General features: G+C 62.6%; 19 protein-coding genes. 12 read left to right on the forward strand and 7 right to left on the reverse strand.

What is annotated here, in order from left to right:
* Positions 1 to 476: 476 nt before the first annotated feature.
* The 3 genes from K2U94_RS16835 (at position 477) to K2U94_RS16845 (ending at position 6,335) form a co-directional block, all read left to right on the forward strand.
* Complete coding sequence (locus tag K2U94_RS16835) at positions 477 to 2,801, forward strand: polysaccharide biosynthesis tyrosine autokinase (protein WP_243068312.1); 2,325 nt, start codon at positions 477 to 479, stop codon at positions 2,799 to 2,801.
* Between the two features lie 459 nt (positions 2,802 to 3,260).
* Positions 3,261 to 4,451, forward strand: coding sequence for a polysaccharide biosynthesis/export family protein (locus K2U94_RS16840; protein WP_243068313.1), 1,191 nt, complete (start codon positions 3,261 to 3,263; stop codon positions 4,449 to 4,451).
* Between the two features lie 417 nt (positions 4,452 to 4,868).
* Positions 4,869 to 6,335, forward strand: a complete 1,467-nt coding sequence (locus K2U94_RS16845; protein WP_243068314.1) for an exopolysaccharide biosynthesis polyprenyl glycosylphosphotransferase — start codon at positions 4,869 to 4,871, stop codon at positions 6,333 to 6,335.
* 1 nt (position 6,336) lies between these two features.
* Here the strand turns inward: K2U94_RS16845 and K2U94_RS16850 are convergent, their stop codons facing one another.
* Positions 6,337 to 6,744 carry an H-NS histone family protein gene (locus K2U94_RS16850; protein WP_243068315.1) on the reverse strand — a complete coding sequence of 136 codons (408 nt, stop codon included), beginning with the start codon at positions 6,742 to 6,744 and terminating at the stop codon, positions 6,337 to 6,339.
* Positions 6,745 to 7,615: 871 nt separating this feature from the next.
* On the opposite strand from K2U94_RS16850, the gene K2U94_RS16855 reads away from it, so the two are divergent.
* From K2U94_RS16855 to K2U94_RS16870, 4 genes are all read left to right on the forward strand, one after another.
* Entirely contained in the window at positions 7,616 to 7,981 is a 366-nt protein-coding gene (locus K2U94_RS16855) for an H-NS histone family protein (protein WP_243068903.1), read from the forward strand.
* A gap of 780 nt (positions 7,982 to 8,761) precedes the next feature.
* Positions 8,762 to 9,187 (forward strand): hypothetical protein, encoded by a 426-nt coding sequence (locus K2U94_RS16860; protein WP_243068316.1) that lies wholly within the window; start codon positions 8,762 to 8,764, stop codon positions 9,185 to 9,187.
* A gap of 58 nt (positions 9,188 to 9,245) precedes the next feature.
* The gene (locus K2U94_RS16865; protein ID WP_243068317.1) at positions 9,246 to 9,461 is read left to right on the forward strand and encodes a hypothetical protein; all 216 of its coding nucleotides are present in this window, start codon (positions 9,246 to 9,248) and stop codon (positions 9,459 to 9,461) included.
* Positions 9,462 to 9,594: 133 nt separating this feature from the next.
* The gene (locus K2U94_RS16870; RefSeq protein ID WP_243068318.1) at positions 9,595 to 10,317 is read left to right on the forward strand and encodes a hypothetical protein; all 723 of its coding nucleotides are present in this window, start codon (positions 9,595 to 9,597) and stop codon (positions 10,315 to 10,317) included.
* Between the two features lie 27 nt (positions 10,318 to 10,344).
* Here K2U94_RS16870 and K2U94_RS16875 read toward each other — a convergent pair whose 3' ends face one another.
* Both K2U94_RS16875 and K2U94_RS16880 read right to left on the reverse strand, forming a co-directional pair.
* Complete coding sequence (locus K2U94_RS16875) at positions 10,345 to 10,674, reverse strand: hypothetical protein (RefSeq protein WP_243068319.1); 330 nt, start codon at positions 10,672 to 10,674, stop codon at positions 10,345 to 10,347.
* 199 nt (positions 10,675 to 10,873) lie between these two features.
* Positions 10,874 to 11,254: an SHOCT domain-containing protein gene (locus tag K2U94_RS16880; RefSeq protein WP_243068320.1), complete on the reverse strand. Its 381-nt coding sequence runs from the start codon at positions 11,252 to 11,254 to the stop codon at positions 10,874 to 10,876.
* Positions 11,255 to 11,478: 224 nt separating this feature from the next.
* On the opposite strand from K2U94_RS16880, the gene K2U94_RS16885 reads away from it, so the two are divergent.
* Entirely contained in the window at positions 11,479 to 12,345 is an 867-nt protein-coding gene (locus K2U94_RS16885; protein ID WP_243068321.1) for a hypothetical protein, read from the forward strand.
* A gap of 3 nt (positions 12,346 to 12,348) precedes the next feature.
* Here K2U94_RS16885 and K2U94_RS16890 read toward each other — a convergent pair whose 3' ends face one another.
* The gene (locus K2U94_RS16890; protein ID WP_243068322.1) at positions 12,349 to 13,452 is read right to left on the reverse strand and encodes a PA0069 family radical SAM protein; all 1,104 of its coding nucleotides are present in this window, start codon (positions 13,450 to 13,452) and stop codon (positions 12,349 to 12,351) included.
* 116 nt (positions 13,453 to 13,568) lie between these two features.
* Between K2U94_RS16890 and K2U94_RS16895 the strand changes: the two genes are divergently transcribed.
* The 3 genes from K2U94_RS16895 to K2U94_RS16905 all read left to right on the forward strand — a co-directional run bounded on the left by K2U94_RS16895 (position 13,569) and on the right by K2U94_RS16905 (position 16,508).
* Positions 13,569 to 14,093: a transposase gene (locus tag K2U94_RS16895; RefSeq protein WP_243068323.1), complete on the forward strand. Its 525-nt coding sequence runs from the start codon at positions 13,569 to 13,571 to the stop codon at positions 14,091 to 14,093.
* Between the two features lie 137 nt (positions 14,094 to 14,230).
* On the forward strand, positions 14,231 to 16,057 hold the full coding sequence (locus tag K2U94_RS16900) for a B12-binding domain-containing radical SAM protein (protein ID WP_243068324.1): 1,827 nt from the start codon (positions 14,231 to 14,233) through the stop codon (positions 16,055 to 16,057).
* Between the two features lie 7 nt (positions 16,058 to 16,064).
* Complete coding sequence (locus K2U94_RS16905) at positions 16,065 to 16,508, forward strand: cupin domain-containing protein (protein WP_243068325.1); 444 nt, start codon at positions 16,065 to 16,067, stop codon at positions 16,506 to 16,508.
* 2 nt (positions 16,509 to 16,510) lie between these two features.
* Here the strand turns inward: K2U94_RS16905 and ypfJ are convergent, their stop codons facing one another.
* The 3 genes from ypfJ to mutY form a co-directional block, all read right to left on the reverse strand.
* A complete protein-coding gene (ypfJ, locus tag K2U94_RS16910; protein ID WP_243068326.1) occupies positions 16,511 to 17,398 on the reverse strand; it encodes a KPN_02809 family neutral zinc metallopeptidase in 888 nt (295 codons plus the stop codon).
* Between the two features lie 64 nt (positions 17,399 to 17,462).
* The gene (locus K2U94_RS16915; protein WP_243068327.1) at positions 17,463 to 17,732 is read right to left on the reverse strand and encodes an Imm74 family immunity protein; all 270 of its coding nucleotides are present in this window, start codon (positions 17,730 to 17,732) and stop codon (positions 17,463 to 17,465) included.
* A 38-nt stretch (positions 17,733 to 17,770) separates the two neighbouring features.
* The gene (gene mutY / locus K2U94_RS16920; RefSeq protein WP_243068328.1) at positions 17,771 to 18,835 is read right to left on the reverse strand and encodes an A/G-specific adenine glycosylase; all 1,065 of its coding nucleotides are present in this window, start codon (positions 18,833 to 18,835) and stop codon (positions 17,771 to 17,773) included.
* Between mutY and K2U94_RS16925 the strand changes: the two genes are divergently transcribed.
* The gene (locus K2U94_RS16925) at positions 18,834 to 19,466 is read left to right on the forward strand and encodes a DUF721 domain-containing protein (RefSeq protein ID WP_243068329.1); all 633 of its coding nucleotides are present in this window, start codon (positions 18,834 to 18,836) and stop codon (positions 19,464 to 19,466) included. The two genes, mutY and K2U94_RS16925, sit on opposite strands and share 2 nt — an antisense overlap.
* Positions 19,467 to 19,577 lie beyond the last annotated feature (111 nt).

Raw genomic sequence — 19,577 nt, forward strand, 5'->3', positions numbered from 1 at the left:
CCGGGCGCAACGGAATAATGCATTTAAACCAACGAAATTTAATTCGTCAATTCACATTCAATTATTTTTAATAGAGCATCGGCAGAACATTCAATACAAAGACTTTTCCCGCCTCGCGCCGGAAAGCGGGCGCCCGGGCGGCTCAGGAAGAAGCAGATGTCCCGCCTCGCTGAAAATCCCGCAAAAACCAAGAGTAAATCGTCACTTACAACCCAGCCGGATCGGCGCCGCTCCGGGGATCGGCCCCGTCTGCCCGGGCGCGGCCGGGCGAACCGGTCCGCCGGGCCAGCCGCCGGCTCCGTGCGGCCCCGGCGGCTGGCCCGATCATTTTCACGTTATTTAATTTGGACAAGGTCCGCTTTATTGGTTATCTTGATTAAAAGATTAAATTCAATCCGTCGAGGCTCAGATGGCGATTCCGACATGTGTTTGAGCGACATCCGACGAGAGTCGTGGCGAAGGCAGAAAGGCGTCCCATGCTTCACAGCAACATGCCGCAGATGAATCGCGACCGCCGCCCCGCCGCCGCGCCGTCCGGCGAGGCCGGCGTCGGCGACATGATCAATTTCGCGTTCGGCCTCGTCCGGCGCCAATATCCGGTGATCCTGGTCTCGACCGCACTCGCGCTGGCGCTCGCCGTTTTTTATCTGCGCATCACGCCGCCGACATACAAGGCTGAGGTCCAGGTCATGCTGGACGATCGCAAGGCCCAGTACGTCAAACAGGAATCGCCGCTCGCCGAGCCGGATTTCGACATCACCCGGATTGAATCGCAAATTCAGATCGTCAGATCCTCGGCGGTCGCCATTCCCGTCATCAAACAGATGAATCTCGCGCAAGACCCCGATCTGACGAGCGCGCCGCTCTCGCTCTCCTCGATCTGGCGGAGCATTCGCAACCTGTTCGCGCCGCCGGACCAGACGCCGCCCAGGACGGCGGCGGACGAGCCGCCGGAAGGGCTGATCGCCGCGTTCGAGAACCGACTCCGGGTCAATCGGGTGAGCTTCAGCAATATCATCGGCATCAGCTATAGTTCCCGCAGCCCCGTGCGCGCCGCGGCGGTCGCCAATGCGGTCGCCAATGTTTTCATCAATGACCAGATGAATTCGAGATTCGAAGCCAACCGCCGCGCCACCGCCTGGCTTCAGGACAGGCTGCAGCGGCTCGGCGATCAGGCGCGCGCCGCCGAGCGCGACGTCGACGCCTTCAAAGTCAGTCACAATATGGTGTCGAGCGGCGGCAAGCCGCTCGACGAGCAGCAGATCACCGATTTGAACGCCCGCCTGGTCGCGACCCGCGCGCAGGCGTCGGACGCGCTGGCGCGACTGAACAGCTATCAGGCGATTTTGCATGCCGATGCAAAGAATGCCTCCACTACCGAAGCGCTGGGCGCCGTGTCCGACGCGCTGAGCAGCCCCGTCATCAACAGCCTGCGAACTCAATATCTGGAGCTGTACCGGCGAGAGAGCGAATGGGCCGCGCGGTTTGGCAAGAACCACGTCGCGGTGGTCAATCTGCGCACCCGCATGCGCGACGTCCGAAACTCCATTCGCGACGAGGTCGGCAGACTCGCCGCGACCGCCCAAAGCGATTACGACGTGGCCGTAGCGCGGCAGAAATCGATCGAAAAGCAACTCGACGACGCCGTATCCAAATCCCGCGGCGCCAATTCGGCGGAAGTCGCCCTGCGCGACCTGGAAGCCAAAGCCAAGGGCTACCGCAGCCTCTATGAAACCTTCCAGCACCGCTATATGGGCGCGGTTCAGCAGGAATCCTACCCGATCTCCGAGGCGCGCGTCATCTACCCAGCCCTGCCGCCGGACAGCAAAAGCAAACCGAAATCCGCTCTTATCCTGGCGCTCGGCGCCTTCGGCGGCGTCGCGCTCGGCCTTGGGCTGGGACTGCTGCGGGAGATGATGGATCGCGTCTTCCGCACGTCCACGGAGGTCGAGACGGCGCTGCAAACGCCCTGCCTTGCCCTGACGCCGCGCGTCCAGGCGCCGAAATCGCCCAAAATCACCGATGCCGACATCCCGCTGCTCGACGCCGAACGCCGCCAACGCATCGTGCCGAGGCGATCCTCGATCGACTCCTCGGTGGTCGCAACGCCGCTGTCGCGCTACGTCGAAGCCATAAGGGCGATCAAGATCGGAATCGACCTGAGTCCGAGCAAGACCAGCAACAAGGTCATTGGCATCACCTCGGCCCTGCCCAATGAAGGCAAGACGACCACAGCCGCTTCCCTTGCCCGGCTCATCGCCCATGGCGGCGGCCGCGTGATCGCCGTCGACTGCGACCTGAGAAATCCCTCGCTTTCGGCCAGCCTCGCCCCCGGCGCCACCACAGGCCTTCTCGAGGTCCTGCGCGGCGTGCGGCCGCTCGAGGAGGCGATCTGGCGCGATCGGGCGACCGACCTAGCCTTCCTGCCGGTGGTATGGCGCCGCGACCCCCCGTTTCACACCAGCGAAATCCTGGCGTCCGAGGCGACCCACAAGCTCTTCGATCGGCTTCGGGCGGCCTATGATTATGTCATCGTCGATCTTCCGCCGCTGTCGCCGCTGGTGGACGCCCGCGCGGCGGCGTCCTTCACCGATTGTTTCGTCCTCGTGATCGAATGGGGACGCACCAAGGTCGATGTCGTCCAGCACGCCCTGCACAATGCCCCGAACGTGTATGAAAACCTCGTCGGCGCCGTGCTCAACAAGACCGACGTCAAGGCGATGACGCATTACGATTCCCATCGCAGCGACTATTACAGCGACAGGCATTACGCCCGATATGGCGCGACGGAACGGGTGTGACCGGGCGAAGCCGCTGGATACATGGCGATTGAGACTGAGCCATCGCAACCGCGCCCGGGCTTGACTTGGGGCGTTGTCGCTGCCGTCCGGACGGGTCCGGCGCGCGAAATCAATTGCTCCAGCCCCCTTGGCGTCGATCCCGCGACCGCGGCGGGCAGGACGGCGGCATTAACCTCAGGTTAACCTCAGTAAGTCCGCGCCACGGCGCGACGCCGATTCAGTTGATTTACTTGAACTTTTTCCCCGCCCGGAAGCCGAGGCGCGACTGACGCTGTGATAATCTCGCAACACACGCCAAACTATTTGAATTTCGTGGATTATTGGCTGGCTCGAAACGATTCAAGGCGCCATTTTATGTCGCCTATTGCATTAAATTTGGGGGCAATGCTGATTTCCGCTTCACACAAATGGACAAAGATCGCTGCCTGCGTCCTGGCGCTATCGAGCGCCGGATGCGCGATGATGCCGATCAGCGGTCCCCAGGGACATGATATTGGCGCCGGCTCGCAAAACGGGCAGACGAACGCCCTGCCCTACGCCCTCATTCCCGTGACGCCGCAAGTCGTGAACGTCCTGCAGCAGATCACGCCCAGGCTGTCGACCGCCTTCGCCTCGCGCACCCCGCCGAAGACCTTCCGCTTCGGAATCGGCGACATTGTCAGCGTGACCATATTCGAAGCGGCCGCCGGCGGTCTCTTCACCTCCGACGCCGGCGTCAGGGCGGGCAATTATGTCACCGTGCCGAACCAGGCGGTTGACGATCGCGGCGACATCACCATCCCTTATGCGGGCGCGATCCGCGCAAAGGGGCTGACGCCTTCCGAAATCCAGAACGAAATCACGGACCGGCTGAAAGGCCGCGCGCTCGAACCGCAAGTCGTGGTCGCGCTCGCCGAGCAGCGCACTTCCCTCTACAGCGTCCTCGGCGACGTGAAGACCGCCGGGCGGTTCCCCGCCAGCCCGTCGGGCGAGCGCATACTCGACGCCATCGCCCGCGCCGGCGGCCCGGGCAACCAGGGCTACGACGTATGGGCCGCGCTCGAACGGTCGGGACACCGCGCCGCCGTCCCCTTCGGCGCGCTCATGTATGAGCCGGCCAACAATATTTATGTGCTGCCGAACGACGTCATCTTCGTTTACGCTCAGCCGCAGACCTTCGTCGCCTTCGGCGCCGCCGGAAACCAGGGCCAGTTCAAGTTCGACGCCTGGCGCCTGTCGCTCGCCGAAGCGCTCGCCAAGCAGGGCGGCCTCAACGACGCGGTGGCCGATCCCTCCTCGGTCTTCATCTATCGCGGCGAAACCCGGGAGGTCGCGCGTCGCTTGGGCGTGAACGTCAACAGGTTCGACAGCAAGATCATTCCTGTGATCTACAACGTCAATCTGCGCGATTCATCGGGCTATTTCCTCGCCCAGAATTTCCCGATGCGCAACAAGGACGTGCTCTACAGCTCCAACGCAACCTCTGTCGAAGCCACCAAATTCCTGACCTTCGTGCGGACTATCCTGGCCACGGTGAACGATCCGGTCATCTATGCGACGAATGGCTACACGCTGAACGCCGCCATCCATGGCTTCACGCCGACCACCATCAGCAACGTCGGGACGCCGATCAACACCACGTCCGTCACGGTGAACCCCGCAGCCCAATAAGCGACCAGTTCCTCGTCGGCAAAGACGAGGAACTGGCCTTCGCCGATGAGGCGAAATCACACATCGCTGTCCGCGATTTTCGGAATTATATCCGCTAATTTAAATTTTGCCGCCTGCCCCATGAATGGCGGGGTTCTCGATCGCGCCCGGATAAATCCGGATGGCCCTTCCATTCCTTCCGCCCGCTTCGCTGATCAATCTTATCCTGTCTTTCCGACTGAAAGACTGGCTTGGGTTTGGGTTTGGGTTTGGGCTTGGGCTTGGGCTTGGGCGCAGCCGCGCCGCGTGAGGCCATTCCCGATTCGCCGGCGCCGCTTATATCGCGCTTCAATTAAATGTTAAAATTTAACGCTTGATTAATTAAATCCGCTCTGGTTAATTATTTAAATCAGCAACCGCACGCCATCGGTTTCGACGATGAACGCTCATAATCGCATGATCGTCGCTGCGCGCGCGGAAAGCGCCGCGCCACGCGACGCTCCGCACCCGCGTAAACGGCGGAAATGGCCGATTCGGCATCAGGCGGTCGCGCCGCTGGTCGCCTTGGCCGATGTCGCCGCGATCCTCGTCGCGAGCGTTCTGGCCGCTCTGGCCGCACCGATCGAAAGCGGCGTCGTCGATTTTGGCAAAGCGCTCGGATCGACCATTCTGGTCTCGGCGCTTTTCGTTTCGCTGCAGCAAATTCGCGACAAATATCGCCCGGCCGAACTCCTCGCGCTCCGCAATCAGCTGCGCGCCGTCGCTCTCGCCTGGGCGTCGGTCTTCATCCTGCTCGCCGCCGTCGTCGCAGCATCCGATATCGGCGGCCATATGCCTCGCGGCGCCGGCCTGTTCGCCGCCCTCAGCCTCTTCATGCTGACCGCGGTCCGCATCCTCGCCAAGCGCCTGCTCGCGATCGGGATCGGCGGTCGCAGGTTCGCCGGCCACAAGGCCCTCCTGCTCACCGACCAGCCAAAGCGATCAGCGGTCGATTCCGATCAGACGCTTGCAACCCTTGGCTTTTCGGTGGCGCAGAGCTTCGTTTTGCCGCCGCCGGACGCCGGCTCAGGCGAACGGAAACGGTTCAGCGCCCGGGTGATCGACTATGTCCAGGGGTCCGACGTCGAAGAAATTGTCATCGACGCGGATCCCAAGAGCTGGCGTCAATTGCGCTCTTTCCTGGGAGATCTGAGGGTTCTGCCACTCCCCATCCTGTTTGTTCCCATTGGCGCCCCCGCGGACTTTTTCAGGCGTCCGACCCGCGACCTCGGCGGCGCCCTATGCGTCGAGCTTCAGCCCAGCCCACTCGCCGAAGCCGAACATGCGGCAAAACGCGCCCTCGATCTCATCGGCGCCGGGCTCGCGCTGGTTCTGCTCGCGCCCTTGCTGGTCGCCGCGGCGATCGCGATCAAGCTGGATTCGCCGGGACCGGTTCTTTTCCGGCAACAGCGTTGCGGCTTCAACGGCCGTAGCTTCACCATCCGGAAATTCCGGACCATGTCGGTGCTCGAAGACGGCCCGACTGTGGTTCAGGCGCGTCAGGACGATCAAAGGGTGACCCGCGTCGGAAAATGGCTGCGCCGGACCAGCATCGACGAGTTGCCGCAATTGTTCAACGTGATCGGCGGCAGCATGTGCCTCGTCGGACCGCGCCCTCACGCCCTTGCGCATGACAATGAGTTCGACAAGCTCGTACGCAATTACGCCTTCCGGCGTCGCGTCAAACCCGGCCTGACCGGCTGGGCGCAGATACACGGTTGCCGCGGACCAACCCCGAACGCCGCGGCGGTAGAACGGCGGGTCGAATACGACCTGTGGTATGTCGATAATTGGAGCCTGCGGCTGGACATGGTCATTCTGCTGAAGACTCCATTCGAGCTGCTGCGCGGCCGCAATGCGTTTTGAATCAAGCGCTCCGCTCGATGGAGCCGTCGGGCGGCGCCGGCGAAGCCGGATTGAATTTCAGGTCGCCCGGGTCCTTGATGCGGAAATCTTCGATGTCATGGCCCGACGCCATGGCGAGGACGACCCAGCGCGGCCGCTTGCCGCGCCCCGACCATGTTTCGAACGTCTCGGGATTGCGATATTGAGGCACGACCTTCGGATATTTCCGGCGCGGCTTCGCCTCCGGCGCGAAACGCGGCGGGGTACCATTGACGACCATGTCCGCGCCGCGGCTGAGGATTGCGAGACGCTTCTCCAGCTCGCGCTTCTCCTCCAAAATCCGCGCCGACAGAATCGCGCTGACTTCCTCGTGGAGCGACCATAGCTCGTCCACGGTCATTGAATTAAAATCGACTTTGTTCCCAACCATAGCGCCGGTTTCCCGCCATAACGCCGCTTGCGAATCGACATTTTATGATCTCCAATTATATCGTCGGATCGATGATCTCCACAAGCGCCAACTAGGTATTTTCCGCAGGTTATGCCAAACAGGCGATCAAGTGACGGAAATATGACCGAAAATCCGGAGCGAAACCGTCCCGAGCGGCCTTTTGGTCCGGCCGGACGACAAAGGCACATATGGCGCAGAATTTCGCAGGTTATCCTGAGGATTCCGAATCTCTTTGATTAAACTAGATAAAATTTATCGAATTCGGCGCTGCCATGGGCGCGCGCCGAGTGGGCAGGCGCCCCAGCCCGCAATCAGAAAAATAATAAGCAAGAAACATGCCGAACGCCGGAGATTCGCCGCCCCGCCGGACAAACCGCCGGACAAGCGGTCGCCCTTCGACGCCCGCTGAAGCCTGGAACGCAGGGCCTGGCGCGTCACACGGCCGCTTCGCCGGACAGAGCCGCCCGCAGCCGCGACGCCGAAACCGAAGCCGGCAAATCAGCAGGATGCAGGTCTGTTATTTATTTATTAATTCCCGCCTGGCAATTTAATAATTAACTCTTGACATAATAAATTAAATGTCGTTTTATAAATCCCCACGATTGAAATTGGCTTACCGCACACAGTTGAAGCGTTCCGTTCGGGAAACAATTTCGGTCATGTGGCAGAAACGCGAACACCGCGCGTCTTTGCGCAGTACGGTCATTAGAGACTGCGCAAAGACGAAGGCGTTCGACAATCAACCGAAACTCGGCGTCCAATACCGGCGGGCGCTCGCGGAGTGGATGCGGCGCCGCGGCGTTTCCGCGCCGAATGTTGGCGTAACCTGTCGGAAAATCGCGAGAGCACGATGCGCAGACAGGATCTCGAGACAATGGACTTCGAAGAACTCTGGATTTTACACGAAGAGCTCACGAAGGTCCTGGTCGAGAAGATCAAGACCGAAAAGGTTCAGCTGGAAAGGCGCCTCGCCCAACTCAGCCAGAGGCGTGGCGATATCGGCGGCGCGACCGGCATGGCGGCGCCGCGTAAATATCCGAAGGTAAAGCCGAAATATCGCAATCCCGCAGCACCAAACGAGACATGGTCGGGACGGGGCAAGCATCCGCGGTGGCTTGCCGCGGCGCTGAAGGCGGGTCACAGGATCGAAGAGTTCAAAATCGAGGGAGCAGAAGACTCGCTGGCCGGCGAGAAGACAGGCGGAAAGCGCAGCTAAAAAGCCGGCCCCTCAATGAGGCCGGCGGAAACGATCGGGCGCGGCGCCGCACGGGCTTGACCGCCCAATCTTGACGTCCTTTTCGAGCCGCCTACGAATTCCAGAGATTTCGCTGAGCAGAACATTGCAGAGCTGGATCCGCCGCACCAAAGCCGCGGGCGTAGCCGATCCGTCTCCTAAATAATGCAAGCGAAAATGGGCGTTCCTGATCGTGTTTAATGAACGACCGACAGAATCCCTACCCATTCCATCCGAAATGTCTATGTGTTTCATCTTACTCCCCCCCAACAACAATCCAAGCCCCGATGCAAAGATATTTTTCACATGGCCTGACCAGCTAGTGATTTTTATTTTAACTCTAACCTATTTTACTAGCTACGCTATACATCGCAGTAAAAGTAAGGATAAATTTTCGTCTCGAAACCATGTTCCACCGACAGCTTGCATCGTCAAGGTTATCGCACGGCCGCCTCACTTGGTGCAATGCAAACAGTTTACGTAATTTTACGGTCACATGAAAAAACGGCCTGCTGAGCTGGAGCTGCAAGCGTTTTCATTTGTGCGCGCCGACATGGCGGGACACCGCCACTCGATATTTCAACGACACCCTGCTGGTTACACCGGAGTTCCCACGGATGCCGCGAACCCCGCCGAAGGAGAATTTCTTTCGCCCGCCTTCAAACGTAAGCTTTCAATGCGGCAGACGTTTAAGTCAAAACGATCTAGTCAGCGGTACGGCGTCGTAATAATGCGTAGCGGATTCTACGGATTGCTCAGAACGTGACTTTCTTTATTAACTTACCTGACCGCGACGGCGCCAAAGCGCAAACAGAACGACGGCGCGTCGTCCGGGCGGTTGAAACGGGGGAGGACAGAATGTTGCACGCGTTTCAAAATCTCGCCCAAAGCCCGCTTCGGGGAGCGGTGGCGAACAGCGCGGGAAATCTCGTTCAGGCGATGATCGACCAAGCCCGGAAACCCCGCGCCATCGTTTCGGCGATTGCGGAAGGCGTTTTGAATGCAACCCCATCCGAGGCTTTCAACAGCCGGGCGACGCGGGATGCGGCCTTCCCACCTGCGCGCGAACGCCAATATAAAGACGGTTTGAAACCGGCGCCGGGCGTCAAGATCCCACAGGCAATGGCCAAGCCAAGCGCGCGCCATGCGTGCATGAGCGCATCCGGCTGGGTCGGCAGCGCCCTCTAGCTGGCCCTGGTTTCCGGCCGCACAACCCGATCTTCCACGAACAAAATTGAGTTCGTCAATGGCGCGCTATAGTTTTCTGCTGCGTAAGATCGACGGCGCCACCGTCTTCAAACGCACCATGGATTGCGAGGACGTCGCCGACGCCTGGCAGGCGATCGGAGAAATCGCGCGGCAGACCGACCCTGAAGCGGGCGAGAGCATTATCGTCAGGGACGAGCGCGGCGAACTTGTCGTTTTCGTGGGGATAGCCTCGGCGCGCGTCCTTGCCGCCTGAAACGCTTTCGCGACGATGGCGACGCCACGCCAACGCCAGCCGCGGGCGAGCGAGACAAACTCAAGCGGAACAAAAAGGCGCGCCGCGCGTCCTATCCGGAAATGGCCAACGTCGGACCAGGCATGCGCGCAAAATGATGAAAGTTTTTGTCCGAACCCGCGAAAAGGCGTTGGCGCCGCGGCGGACCAGGCTCGAAATCCCCGGCTGGGCGGGCGAACGAACGCCTCGCGGCGAGGGCGCGCGCGAGCAGCCTTGGCATTGCGCCCTTTTCTCCGAGGGTGCTCAATATGGAATCGAGCTGTTTTATCCTTACAGAAATGAATTGCGGGTCGAAACCCGCGACGGCCGGTTGCACCTGGAGGGCGATTTCGGCCCCTGCCCCGAAGAAGGCCTGCAATGGCCGCCATTCCGCGATTTCGGCGGGAATTACTACACCTATCAAATCCTGCTCGACCTGAAAGTCCCCCCGGGCTTTGCGCTGCGCATCGAGCCGCATCCACGCTTTTACACCGACCGCACTGACACCTGCCCCATTGCTGTGCAGGCGCTCATCCGGCGCTGGTGGCCGATGATGTTTTTCTGCGTGTTCAAATCGCCGGCGGAGGGACGCGTTCATATTTTTCGTCCAGGCGAACCTTTCGCGCAAATCCTGGTCATTCCCGAGGAAGCGCCGTTCGACCTGGAGGAAATGGCGCCCGAGGAAGCGGCCGAGCGCGAATTGCAGGCGCGCCGCATTCACGCCAATCGCGACCGGCTGAGCGGGGACTCGCGTTGGGTTTCGCAGACCGACACCGTCTTCGACGGCACTTATCGCCAGATGTTGCGCGCCGCAAAAACCCTCGCCAAAGACAAGTGAAAAGCCGGCCATGGGGCCGGCTTCTCGTCACCAATAGTTGTGATGGTGATGATGGTGGTGGTGATGGTGATGGTGACGCCAGAAGGGGAGCGGATAGGGGTAATAGCGCCGCCAATGGTGATGATGATGGTGGTGGTGATGGTTGTAATATTGCACGAGTTGGACCTTCCCACGCGCGGCCCCACCCACGGCGCGCGGCGCTGAATCGATCGCGGCCAGCTTTTCCTGCGCATTCGGAATCGGCTGCAACAGTTCCGCGAAGGAATAGGCTTCAAGCGCCTGCGCCGGAGCGGCCGGCGCGGCGCCGACGATGGCAAGCGCGGCGGCGCCGGCGAGAAGAGGAAGTTTTTCGGACATGGGCATTTTCTCCAATAGTCCAAGCCGGCTCCTGCCGAAGCCGGCGAGAGCTGACGAAGAGCCAACGTCGCCCGCGCTAATATGTTCCGCGTCGAATTTGCCCGAGTCTTTCCGTAACGCGCGTTGATGAAAGGAAAATCCCGCGCGCCGCGTTAACGGCGCGCGGGATCATGGCGCGGGGCGAAGAACAGGGCTTGAATCAATCAACCATCCGGGCGCGCAGCCGGGCATATTCCTCGTCCGTGATTGTCTTGGATTCTTTGAGCTTTTCGAGCTTGGCCAGTTCGTCGGCGACGCTGAAGCCGGCGAAACGGCGCATATCGTCGCGCGCATGCTTGGCGTCCTGCAGGCGGCGCTCAGCCATGCCGCGCCCCTGGAAGATCAGATAGGCGAGCACGCCGAGATAGGGCACGAAGATCAGAACGACGATCCAGACCGCCTTGATCCAGCCCGAAACATCGTGACGGCGGAACAAATCGCTGATCACATTGATCAGAATCCAGATCCACATGATGAAAAGAAAGATCGTGATGGCGTCCGCCAGAAAATTCCAAAAATTGAAGCCGCCGTCGAACAACATGATCGAACTCCCAGGATCGCTTGAAATTTAAGATCACTTTAACTTTAATGTTCTCATTGCCGCTGTCACGATCAGCAGCAAGTATGCACGAAGTTCTTCACTCAATAGCCTAGCTAGCGCCGACGAGCAAGCCGAACTGACGCCATCGCGCCGCGCGGGCGCGCCTTAATTAAGCCTTTACCATGTGGCTTCAAAACTGGTGCGATAGTCGGGATCGGAGAGCCATGGGATATTTGCATCCGCCGCCGGGCAATGCGCCGGTCGTCGTGATCAAGGACGTCGGCGGCGACGTCCGGCAATATGCCGCCCAGACCAATGCTTATATTCGCAGCGGCCGCGAGGTGCGCCTGCACGAATGCCGCTCGGCCTGCACCCTGGCGTTGGCCGTGCCCAATGTCTGCGTCTATCCGAACAGCCTCCTGCGGTTCCACAAGGCTTATAATCCGATCACGAAAGCGACCAACGACTGGGTTTCCGACGCGATGATGGTGGCCTATCCGCCGGCAGTGCGCGCGCGGCTCGGCATCCTCAACCGCCAATATAAGACGCTGACGGGCTCCGAGTTGATCCGGCTCGGCGTGCGCGACTGCAACGCGCCGGCGAGCCCGGGGATCATGGTCGCGCGGGCGAGCGCCCGGCCGGTTGGCCCGCGAAATCCCCTCTCCAACGCCTTCGCCGCGCTGACCGTCGGCTTTAGCGCGCCCGATATTCCCGTTTACCACGGATATGGCGCGCCGGTCCGGGTCGCGCGCGTCAAAATCCCGCCCGCCCAAGACCAGCGCGCCCAAGACCAGCCCGCTGAAGCCGGGCCCGTCCCGGCGTCCCAAGGCGACGCGACCGCGACATCGCCCGCGACCGCGCCAAGCATGGAAGCGCCCCTCCCGCCGCCCCGTCCGCTGGAACTGGCCGGCCTGCCCGATCCTGCGGCCGCGCCCCCGGAAGCGGCTCCGCCCGTCCCCGCGCCGCCCGATCGTCCGCCTGCTCCGCGGACCCGGTTTTCCGCCTGGACCGCCCAGATCCGCGGCTCGGCGCCGGTTCTGGCATCGGCGCGCTTTACGCCCTTTCCCTATCGCCTGACTGGCGACGGCTGATCTCTAAAAGAGGCTCAGCTGGCGCTCGCCTCCTTCCGGCGGGCGGAAAAGGTCGGTTCGCAACCTGATTTTCGTCTTGCCGAAGCCGAGCTTTTCGCTGGCAAGCTCGAAGCGCCGGCCAATCATCCAGGCGTAGGGCCCGGTTCCGGTCATGCGCTTGCCCCAGGCGGCGTCGTAGAGCTTGCCTTCCCTGGTCGAGCGCAGCAGCGCCAGCACCTTGCGATATTTGTCGGGGAAATGCTCCAACAGCCAATTGGCGAACAGGTCCTGCGTCTCCAGCGGCAGGCGCAGCAGGATATAGCCCGCCTCCCGCGCGCCGTGGGCGAAGGCGCGGGCAAGAATGGTTTCGATCTCCTGATCGGTGACGCCGGGAATGACCGGCGCGACCATGACCGCCGTCGGAACGCCGGCCTGAGTGAGTTTTTCTATCGCCTCCAGCCGGCGCGCCGGCGTGGTCGCGCGCGGCTCCATCGCCCGCGCCAGAGCGCGATCGAGCGTGGTCACCGACAACGCGACCTTGACCAGACCTTTTTCGGCCATCGGCGCGAGCAGATCGAGATCGCGCAGCACCAGCGCCGATTTGGTGACGATCGCGACCGGATGGTTGGCCGCCGCCAGCACCTCCAATATGCCGCGCATGACCCGATGCTCGTGCTCGATCGGCTGATAGGGATCGGTATTGGTCCCGATCGCCAGTACCTTGGGCTGATAGCCGGGAGCCGACAATTCGCGCCGCAGCGCCTCCGCCGCGCCGTCCTTGACGAACAGCCGGCTCTCGAAATCGAGACCCGGCGAGAGGCCGAGATAAGCGTGGGTGGGGCGAGCGAAACAATAGACGCAGCCGTGTTCGCAACCCCGATACGGATTGATCGAGCGTTCGAAGGCGATGTCCGGAGAATCGTTGCGGGTGATGAGCCTGCGCGGCTTTTCATGCGTGATCTCGGTCCTGAACGGCGGCAACTCGTCCAGCGAACCCCAGCCGTCGTCGAGATCGACGCGCTGGAATTTTTCGAAACGCCCGGACACATTGTTCGCCGCCGCGCGGCCGCGCCGCCGCCCGGGCGCGACCGCGGCGCTCGAAACCGGGGATGAGGCCAGGGAAGCCATTGACGTTCCTTGAGAACAAATCAGATACAAAGAACAATTAAAGAACGGTAACGCGTTGTCAACCGGTTTGGTCAAGCCGCTTGCCAAAACAGCGAAAACATTTAAAGCGATCCGCCATGGTTACCGTTATCGTCCTTTCCCCCTCGCTTGACGCGACCGCCCCGGTCCAGCGCGCGGCCGAGGCGGTGGCGCGCAGCCTGTGCGCCCTGGTGCGCGCCTCGGTGGAGGGGATCGTCCGCGACGCCCTCATCATCGGCCCCGCCGAGGACCAACTCGCCGAAATCGCCGACGAGGCCGGCTGCTCCTATATCGAGGCCTCTTCCGCGCAGGAAGGTTTCGCGCGCGCCGTCGCCCAGTCGCGCAGTGACATCGCCTTCGTGCTCGAAGGCGGCTATGCGCCGCAGCAGGGCTTTGTCGAAGAAGCTGGCGACCTTCTGCATGACGCCGGCTTCCGCGGCGCGCTGTTGCGGCGCTCGCCGGACAGTCTGATGACCTGGCTCGCGCCTTCGCTGGCGCGGCCGGTGGGGGCCTTCGCGGCGCGCGACGATTTGCGCGGCGCGGCCCCGCGCGACCTCGCCGAATTGATCCGGCGTCTCAAGATCCGGCACACGCTCACCGCCCGCGCCCACAAAATCCTGTGACATTTGCGCCGAAGGCGAGAATCTGACGCAGGAAAAACGCCTTTGTCGCTTTCCCCCCTCAAGGGGATCGGCTAAGGTCGCGCGTCTATCTGCAATGAAATCAATGATTATAGTTTCGCTTTAGCAAAGGAGGCGGCATGGCGCCCGCATCGAACTGCGAACAGGCCGCCCGCATCTTCAATGTCGTGCTGATCAAACCCACGCATTACGACGACCAGGGCTATCCGATCCAATGGTTTCGTTCGGCCATCCCGTCCAATACGCTCGCCTGCATGTTTGGACTGGCGCAGGACGCCGCGCGGCGGCAAATCCTCGGCTCCGGCGTCGAGCTTCGTCTCCATACGTTCGACGAGACCAACACCCGCATTCGCCCGAAAGAAATTGCCGCGCTGGTGCGCGAGGCCGGCGGCGAGGGCGTGATCTGCCTGGTCGGCGTGCAGTCGAACCAGTTTCCCCGCGCCCTCGACCTCGCGCGGATGTTTCGCGCCGAAGGGCTCCAGGTCGGCATCGGCGGCTTTCACGTGTCCGGCTGCCTCGCCATGCTGCCCGAACTGCCGCCCGAAATCCGCGAGGCCCAGGCGCTCGGCATTTCGCTGTTCGCCGGCGAATCCGAGAACTGCCGCCTCGAAGGCTTTCTGCAGGACGCCTTCGCGCGAAAACTTCAGCCGCTCTATAATTATCTCGACGACCTGCCCTCGCTCGAGGGCGAGCCCCTGCCGATTTTGCCGCGCGCCCGCGTCCGCCGCACCATGGGCAAATTGTCGAGCCTCGATTTCGGGCGCGGCTGCCCCTATCAATGCTCGTTCTGCACCATTATCAATGTGCAGGGCCGCAAAAGCCGCTTCCGCAACGCCGACGATCTCGAACGCATCCTGCGCGAGAACCAGGCGCAGGGCGTGAACCGCTTCTTCATCACTGACGACAATTTCGCCCGCAATCAGGAGTGGGAGGCTTTGTTCGACCGCATCATCAAGCTGCGGGAAGAAGAAGGCATGACCTTCGGCTTTACAATTCAAGTGGATACGCTCTGCCACAAGATTCCGAATTTCATCGAAAAGGCGGCGCGTGCCGGCGCCAACCGCGTCTTCATCGGGCTCGAGAACATCAACCCCGACAATCTGATCGGGGCCAACAAGCGCCAGAACAAGATCACCGAATATCGCGCCATGCTGCAGAAATGGCGCGAGCATGGCGCCCATACCGCCGCCGGTTATATTCTGGGCTTTCCCGCCGACACCAAGGAAAGCATCTTGCGCGATGTCGAGATCATCAAGCGCGAACTGCCGCTCGACATTCTCGAATTCTTTTTCCTCACGCCCCTGCCGGGCTCGGAGGACCACAAGCGCCTGCTCGCCAAGGGCGTGTGGATGGACGCGGACCTCAACAAATATGACCTCAACCATCGCGTCACCCATCATGGGAAAATGACGGACGCCGAATGGGAAGAGGCCTATCACGCCGCCTGGGCGGCCTATTACACCGACGACCATGTCAAGACGGTCCTGCGCCGTTCGGCCGTCCATGGACTACGCTCGATCAAATCGCTGCGCTCCAAGCTTTTGATGTTCCACCTCATGATCAAATATGAGGGCGTCCATCCGCTGGAAGGCGGGGCCTTGCGCCTGAAATTCCGCAGGGACCGCCGCCCCGGGATGAAATTGGAAAATCCGCTGCTTTTCTATCCGCGTTTCGCGTTCGACACCCTGCGCAAGGGCGTCGGCTATTGGCGAACAATCCGCAAATTCGACGGATTCATGAAGGAAGTCATGGAGGCCCCGGACCGCGAAAGCTATACGGATATCGCGGTCGCCCATCCCGGCGCCGCGGAATTCGAGGAAATGGCCCTCTATCACGCCACCTCGGGCGGTGAGAACGCACTCGCCCGCAAGCGCCGCGACGAGGCGATCCGCAAGGGCTCCCAAAAGCCGGCGGCGGAGGACGTGGCCGCGCCGGCGGCGGAATGATCCCAAAATGATCGATCTGCGCGATCCCGCGCTCGACGCGCAGGCCGTGCGCGACGCGCTCGGCCTCGTCCCACATCCGGAAGGCGGCGCTTTTCGTGAAATCTGGCGCGACGCGCCGCAAGGCGGCGCGCGCGGCGCCGCGACCAGCATCTATTTCCTGCTGGCGGCCGGCGAGCGCTCGCACTGGCATCGGGTGGACGCCGCCGAACTTTGGATCTGGCAGGCGGGCGCGCCCTTGCGGCTGGCGTTCAGCACCGTGGCGGGAAGGGTCGAGCAGATCCGTCTCGGCCCAAATCTCGGCGCCGGCGAAGCCTTTCAGGCCGTCGTTCCCGTCGGCGCCTGGCAGGCGGCGGAAAGCCTCGGCGCCTGGACGCTGGCGTCATGCGTCGTGGCGCCGGCGTTCCAATTTTCGGGCTTCGAACTGGCGCCGCCGGGCTGGTCGCCGGGCTGAGATCACTGCGCGAAAGTGTTGCAATCCTTGACCTTCCCCGAATGCAGGCCTCGCTCCAACCATTGCACGCGCTGGGCCGACGTGCCGTGGGTGAAGGAATCCGGCACCGCATAGCCGCGCGAGGCCTTCTGCAGGCGGTCGTCGCCGATGGCCTGGGCGGTGGCGACCGCCTTTTCGATGTCGCCCGGCTCGATCACCTGCCATTTCTGGTTGGCGTTGGCCGCCCATACGCCGGCGAAGCAATCCGCCTGCAACTCGATGCGCACGGAAATGGCGTTGGCCCGTTCCCGCGACGAAGCGTTCTGCTCCGCGGCCTGGGCTTTGCGCAGGATGCCGAGCAGGTCCTGAATGTGGTGACCCATTTCATGCGAGATCACATAGGCATAGGCGAAATCGCCGCCGCCGCCGAATTTGGTCTTCATGTCGCGGAAAAAGGACGTGTCGAGATAGATTTTCCCGTCAAGCGGGCAATAGAACGGCCCCATCGCCGATTGCGCCACGCCGCAGGCGGAACGGGTCGCGCCGTTGAACAGCACGATCGGGGCCGGCTTGAACTTCACGCCGGTCTGGGCAGGCAGGACGTCGGACCAGACGTCCTCGTTTTCGGCGAGGATCGCGGCGACGAAACGGCCGACCTGGTCCTTGGGCGCGCCCCGCTGGCCCTGCGGCCCGGCCTGCTGCTGCTGCGAGCGTCCGCCCATATGGCTGACCATTTCGGCGCCGCCGATCAGGACGCGCGGGTCGATGCCGAGCGCATAGCCGATCAAACCGAGTACGATGATCGCGCCAAGGCCGAGATGGCCCGACGACCCGCCGCCGCCGGCCATCATCGGGCCGTCGCCGCGGCGGTCTTCGATATTTTCGGACTGACGGAAATCTTCCCATTTCATCGCACTTGGTCTCCGCGAAGGCGCGCGAGTCTTTTAGCAGCCTGCCCCTTCCCTGAGGAGCGGGTCATTCATAGGCTACTTCAAGGCCGAGCCGGTCGAACGCCTCGTCGATCGCCTCGAGAATCCGCTGCAATTCGTTCATTTCGATTTCGGTCTCTTCGTCCGGCGGATCCCAGCATACGAGATCGTCCAGGACGACGATGAAATCCGCCTTCTCCTCGCAGCCGGGCGGCGGCGGAGCCGACAGGATGGTGCGGGCGCGGCCCCGCCAGACGACGCGGATCGCGCCCTCCGTCAGTTCCACCTCCGGCTTGTCGCCGCGTTTCTTCGCCATGCCCGCCTCCGGTCCCGCATCATGGACGGATCTGCGCGTCAGGCAAGACGGGCGCTCAGAAATTTATGCGCTCGCGCCTCCGCCTTGCGCATGACGCTTGGCAGCGCGGCGGCCTTCATATCCGCCGCGCCGCGCCAGCGCCCGCCCTCCGGCGCCGGCGCCCCGCGCGGCGCTTCCCCGACGAATATCGAAAGCTTCAACGCGAAATGGGTGAAAACATGGTCGATTTCCCCGGCAAAGGCCCAGTTGGCGCCAAAAGCGGGCATATCGGGGTTGGCGGGAAAATCCTCGCGCCAGTCGGCGCCGAAAAATTCCTCCATGCCGCCGAGCAGACCGTGCGGTGGGCGGGTCCGCGTCAGCACCGCGCCGTCGGCGCGGCGCAGGTAAAAAACCGCTCCCCGCCGCGACGGCCGCGGCTTTTTCGCCGCCTTGCGCGGAAAATCCTGGGCCGCGCCCAGTTTTCGCGCCGCGCATTCCCCGCTCAGCGGGCAGAGGACGCAGGCGGGCCTGCGCGGCGTGCAGATGGTGGCGCCGAGGTCCATCATCGCCTGGGCGAAATCCCCCGGCCTTTGGCGCGGCGCAATTTCGGCGACGAGGCCGGGCATCTCCTTTTTCGCTGCCGGCAATGGAGTCTCCAGCGCCCATAGCCGCGCGATCACCCGTTCGACATTACCGTCCACCACGATCGCCGGCCGGTCAAAGGCGATCGCGGCGATCGCCGCCGCCGTATAGGGCCCGATCCCCGGCAGGCGGCGCAGTTCCGCCTCGTCCTCGGGAAAGCGCCCGCCATGGTCCGCGACCAGCTTTTGGGCGCAGGCGTGCAGATTGCGGGCGCGCGAATAATAGCCCAGGCCCGCCCAGGCCTGCATCACCGCCTCGACCGGCGCCGCCGCAAGATTTTCCACGCGCGGCCACAGCGCCAGGAATTTTTGGAAATAGGCCGCGACGGCGGCGACCGTGGTCTGCTGCAGCATGACCTCCGACAGCCAGACCGCATAGGGGTCGGGCCGCTGGCCCGGCCTTGCCCGCCAGGGCAGGTCGCGGCGATGGCGGTCATACCAGGCAAGCAGTTTTTCGCTCGCTTGCATCTTGCTTTTGGCCATGACCCTCCCACAATGGCTTATGGTTCCGCACCGGAAAAAATCGCGCCCCGCGCCGCTCGCCGATTTTGTCGGCGCGGCGGTCGATCCCGTTTTGGCCAAACTCGGATTCGGCCAGTCTAGTCTTATTTTGCACTGGGACGACATCGTCGGCGAGCGGATCGCCGCCTGTTGCGAGCCGATCAAGCTGCAATGGCCGCAGCGGCCCGCGAAGCGCCCCGATGACGCCGCTCCAAAGCGTTTTCAAGCGGAAGGGGAACCCGGAGGCGTAAAGAAAACGCGCCCTCATAGGAAGCCAGAGCCCCGGTTCGAATATTTCGAACCGGAAAAGGCTCTGGAGCCCGCGACGCTCGTCCTGCGTGTTGCCGGGGCCATGGCGCTCGAAATCCAGCATAGCGCGCCACAGCTCATCGCGCGCGTCAACGCCCATCTCGGCTGGCGCGCGGTCGGCAGATTGGCTATCCGCCAGGGCCCTCTGACCCGCGCCGCGCGCCCCGGACGCCCGCCCCCGCCCGACCCGCGGGCCATCGCCCGCGCCGAACAGGCCGTAACGGGCGTCGAGGACGAGGCGCTGCGCAAAGCGCTGGTCGCGCTCGGCGCCCGCGCGCTCGGCGGCCCCGGTCAAGACGCGTGAGGCCGCCGAGTTTTTTGCCCCAAGTTCCTTGTGCCGAGTTTCTTGTGCATCGCGGCGGGACGGCTTTACGAGTCGCCGCGCCGAAGTATAAGAATGTCCGGTTGTTCCCTT

This window comes from Candidatus Rhodoblastus alkanivorans, assembly GCF_022760755.1.
Lineage (GTDB): Bacteria > Pseudomonadota > Alphaproteobacteria > Rhizobiales > Beijerinckiaceae > Rhodoblastus > Rhodoblastus alkanivorans.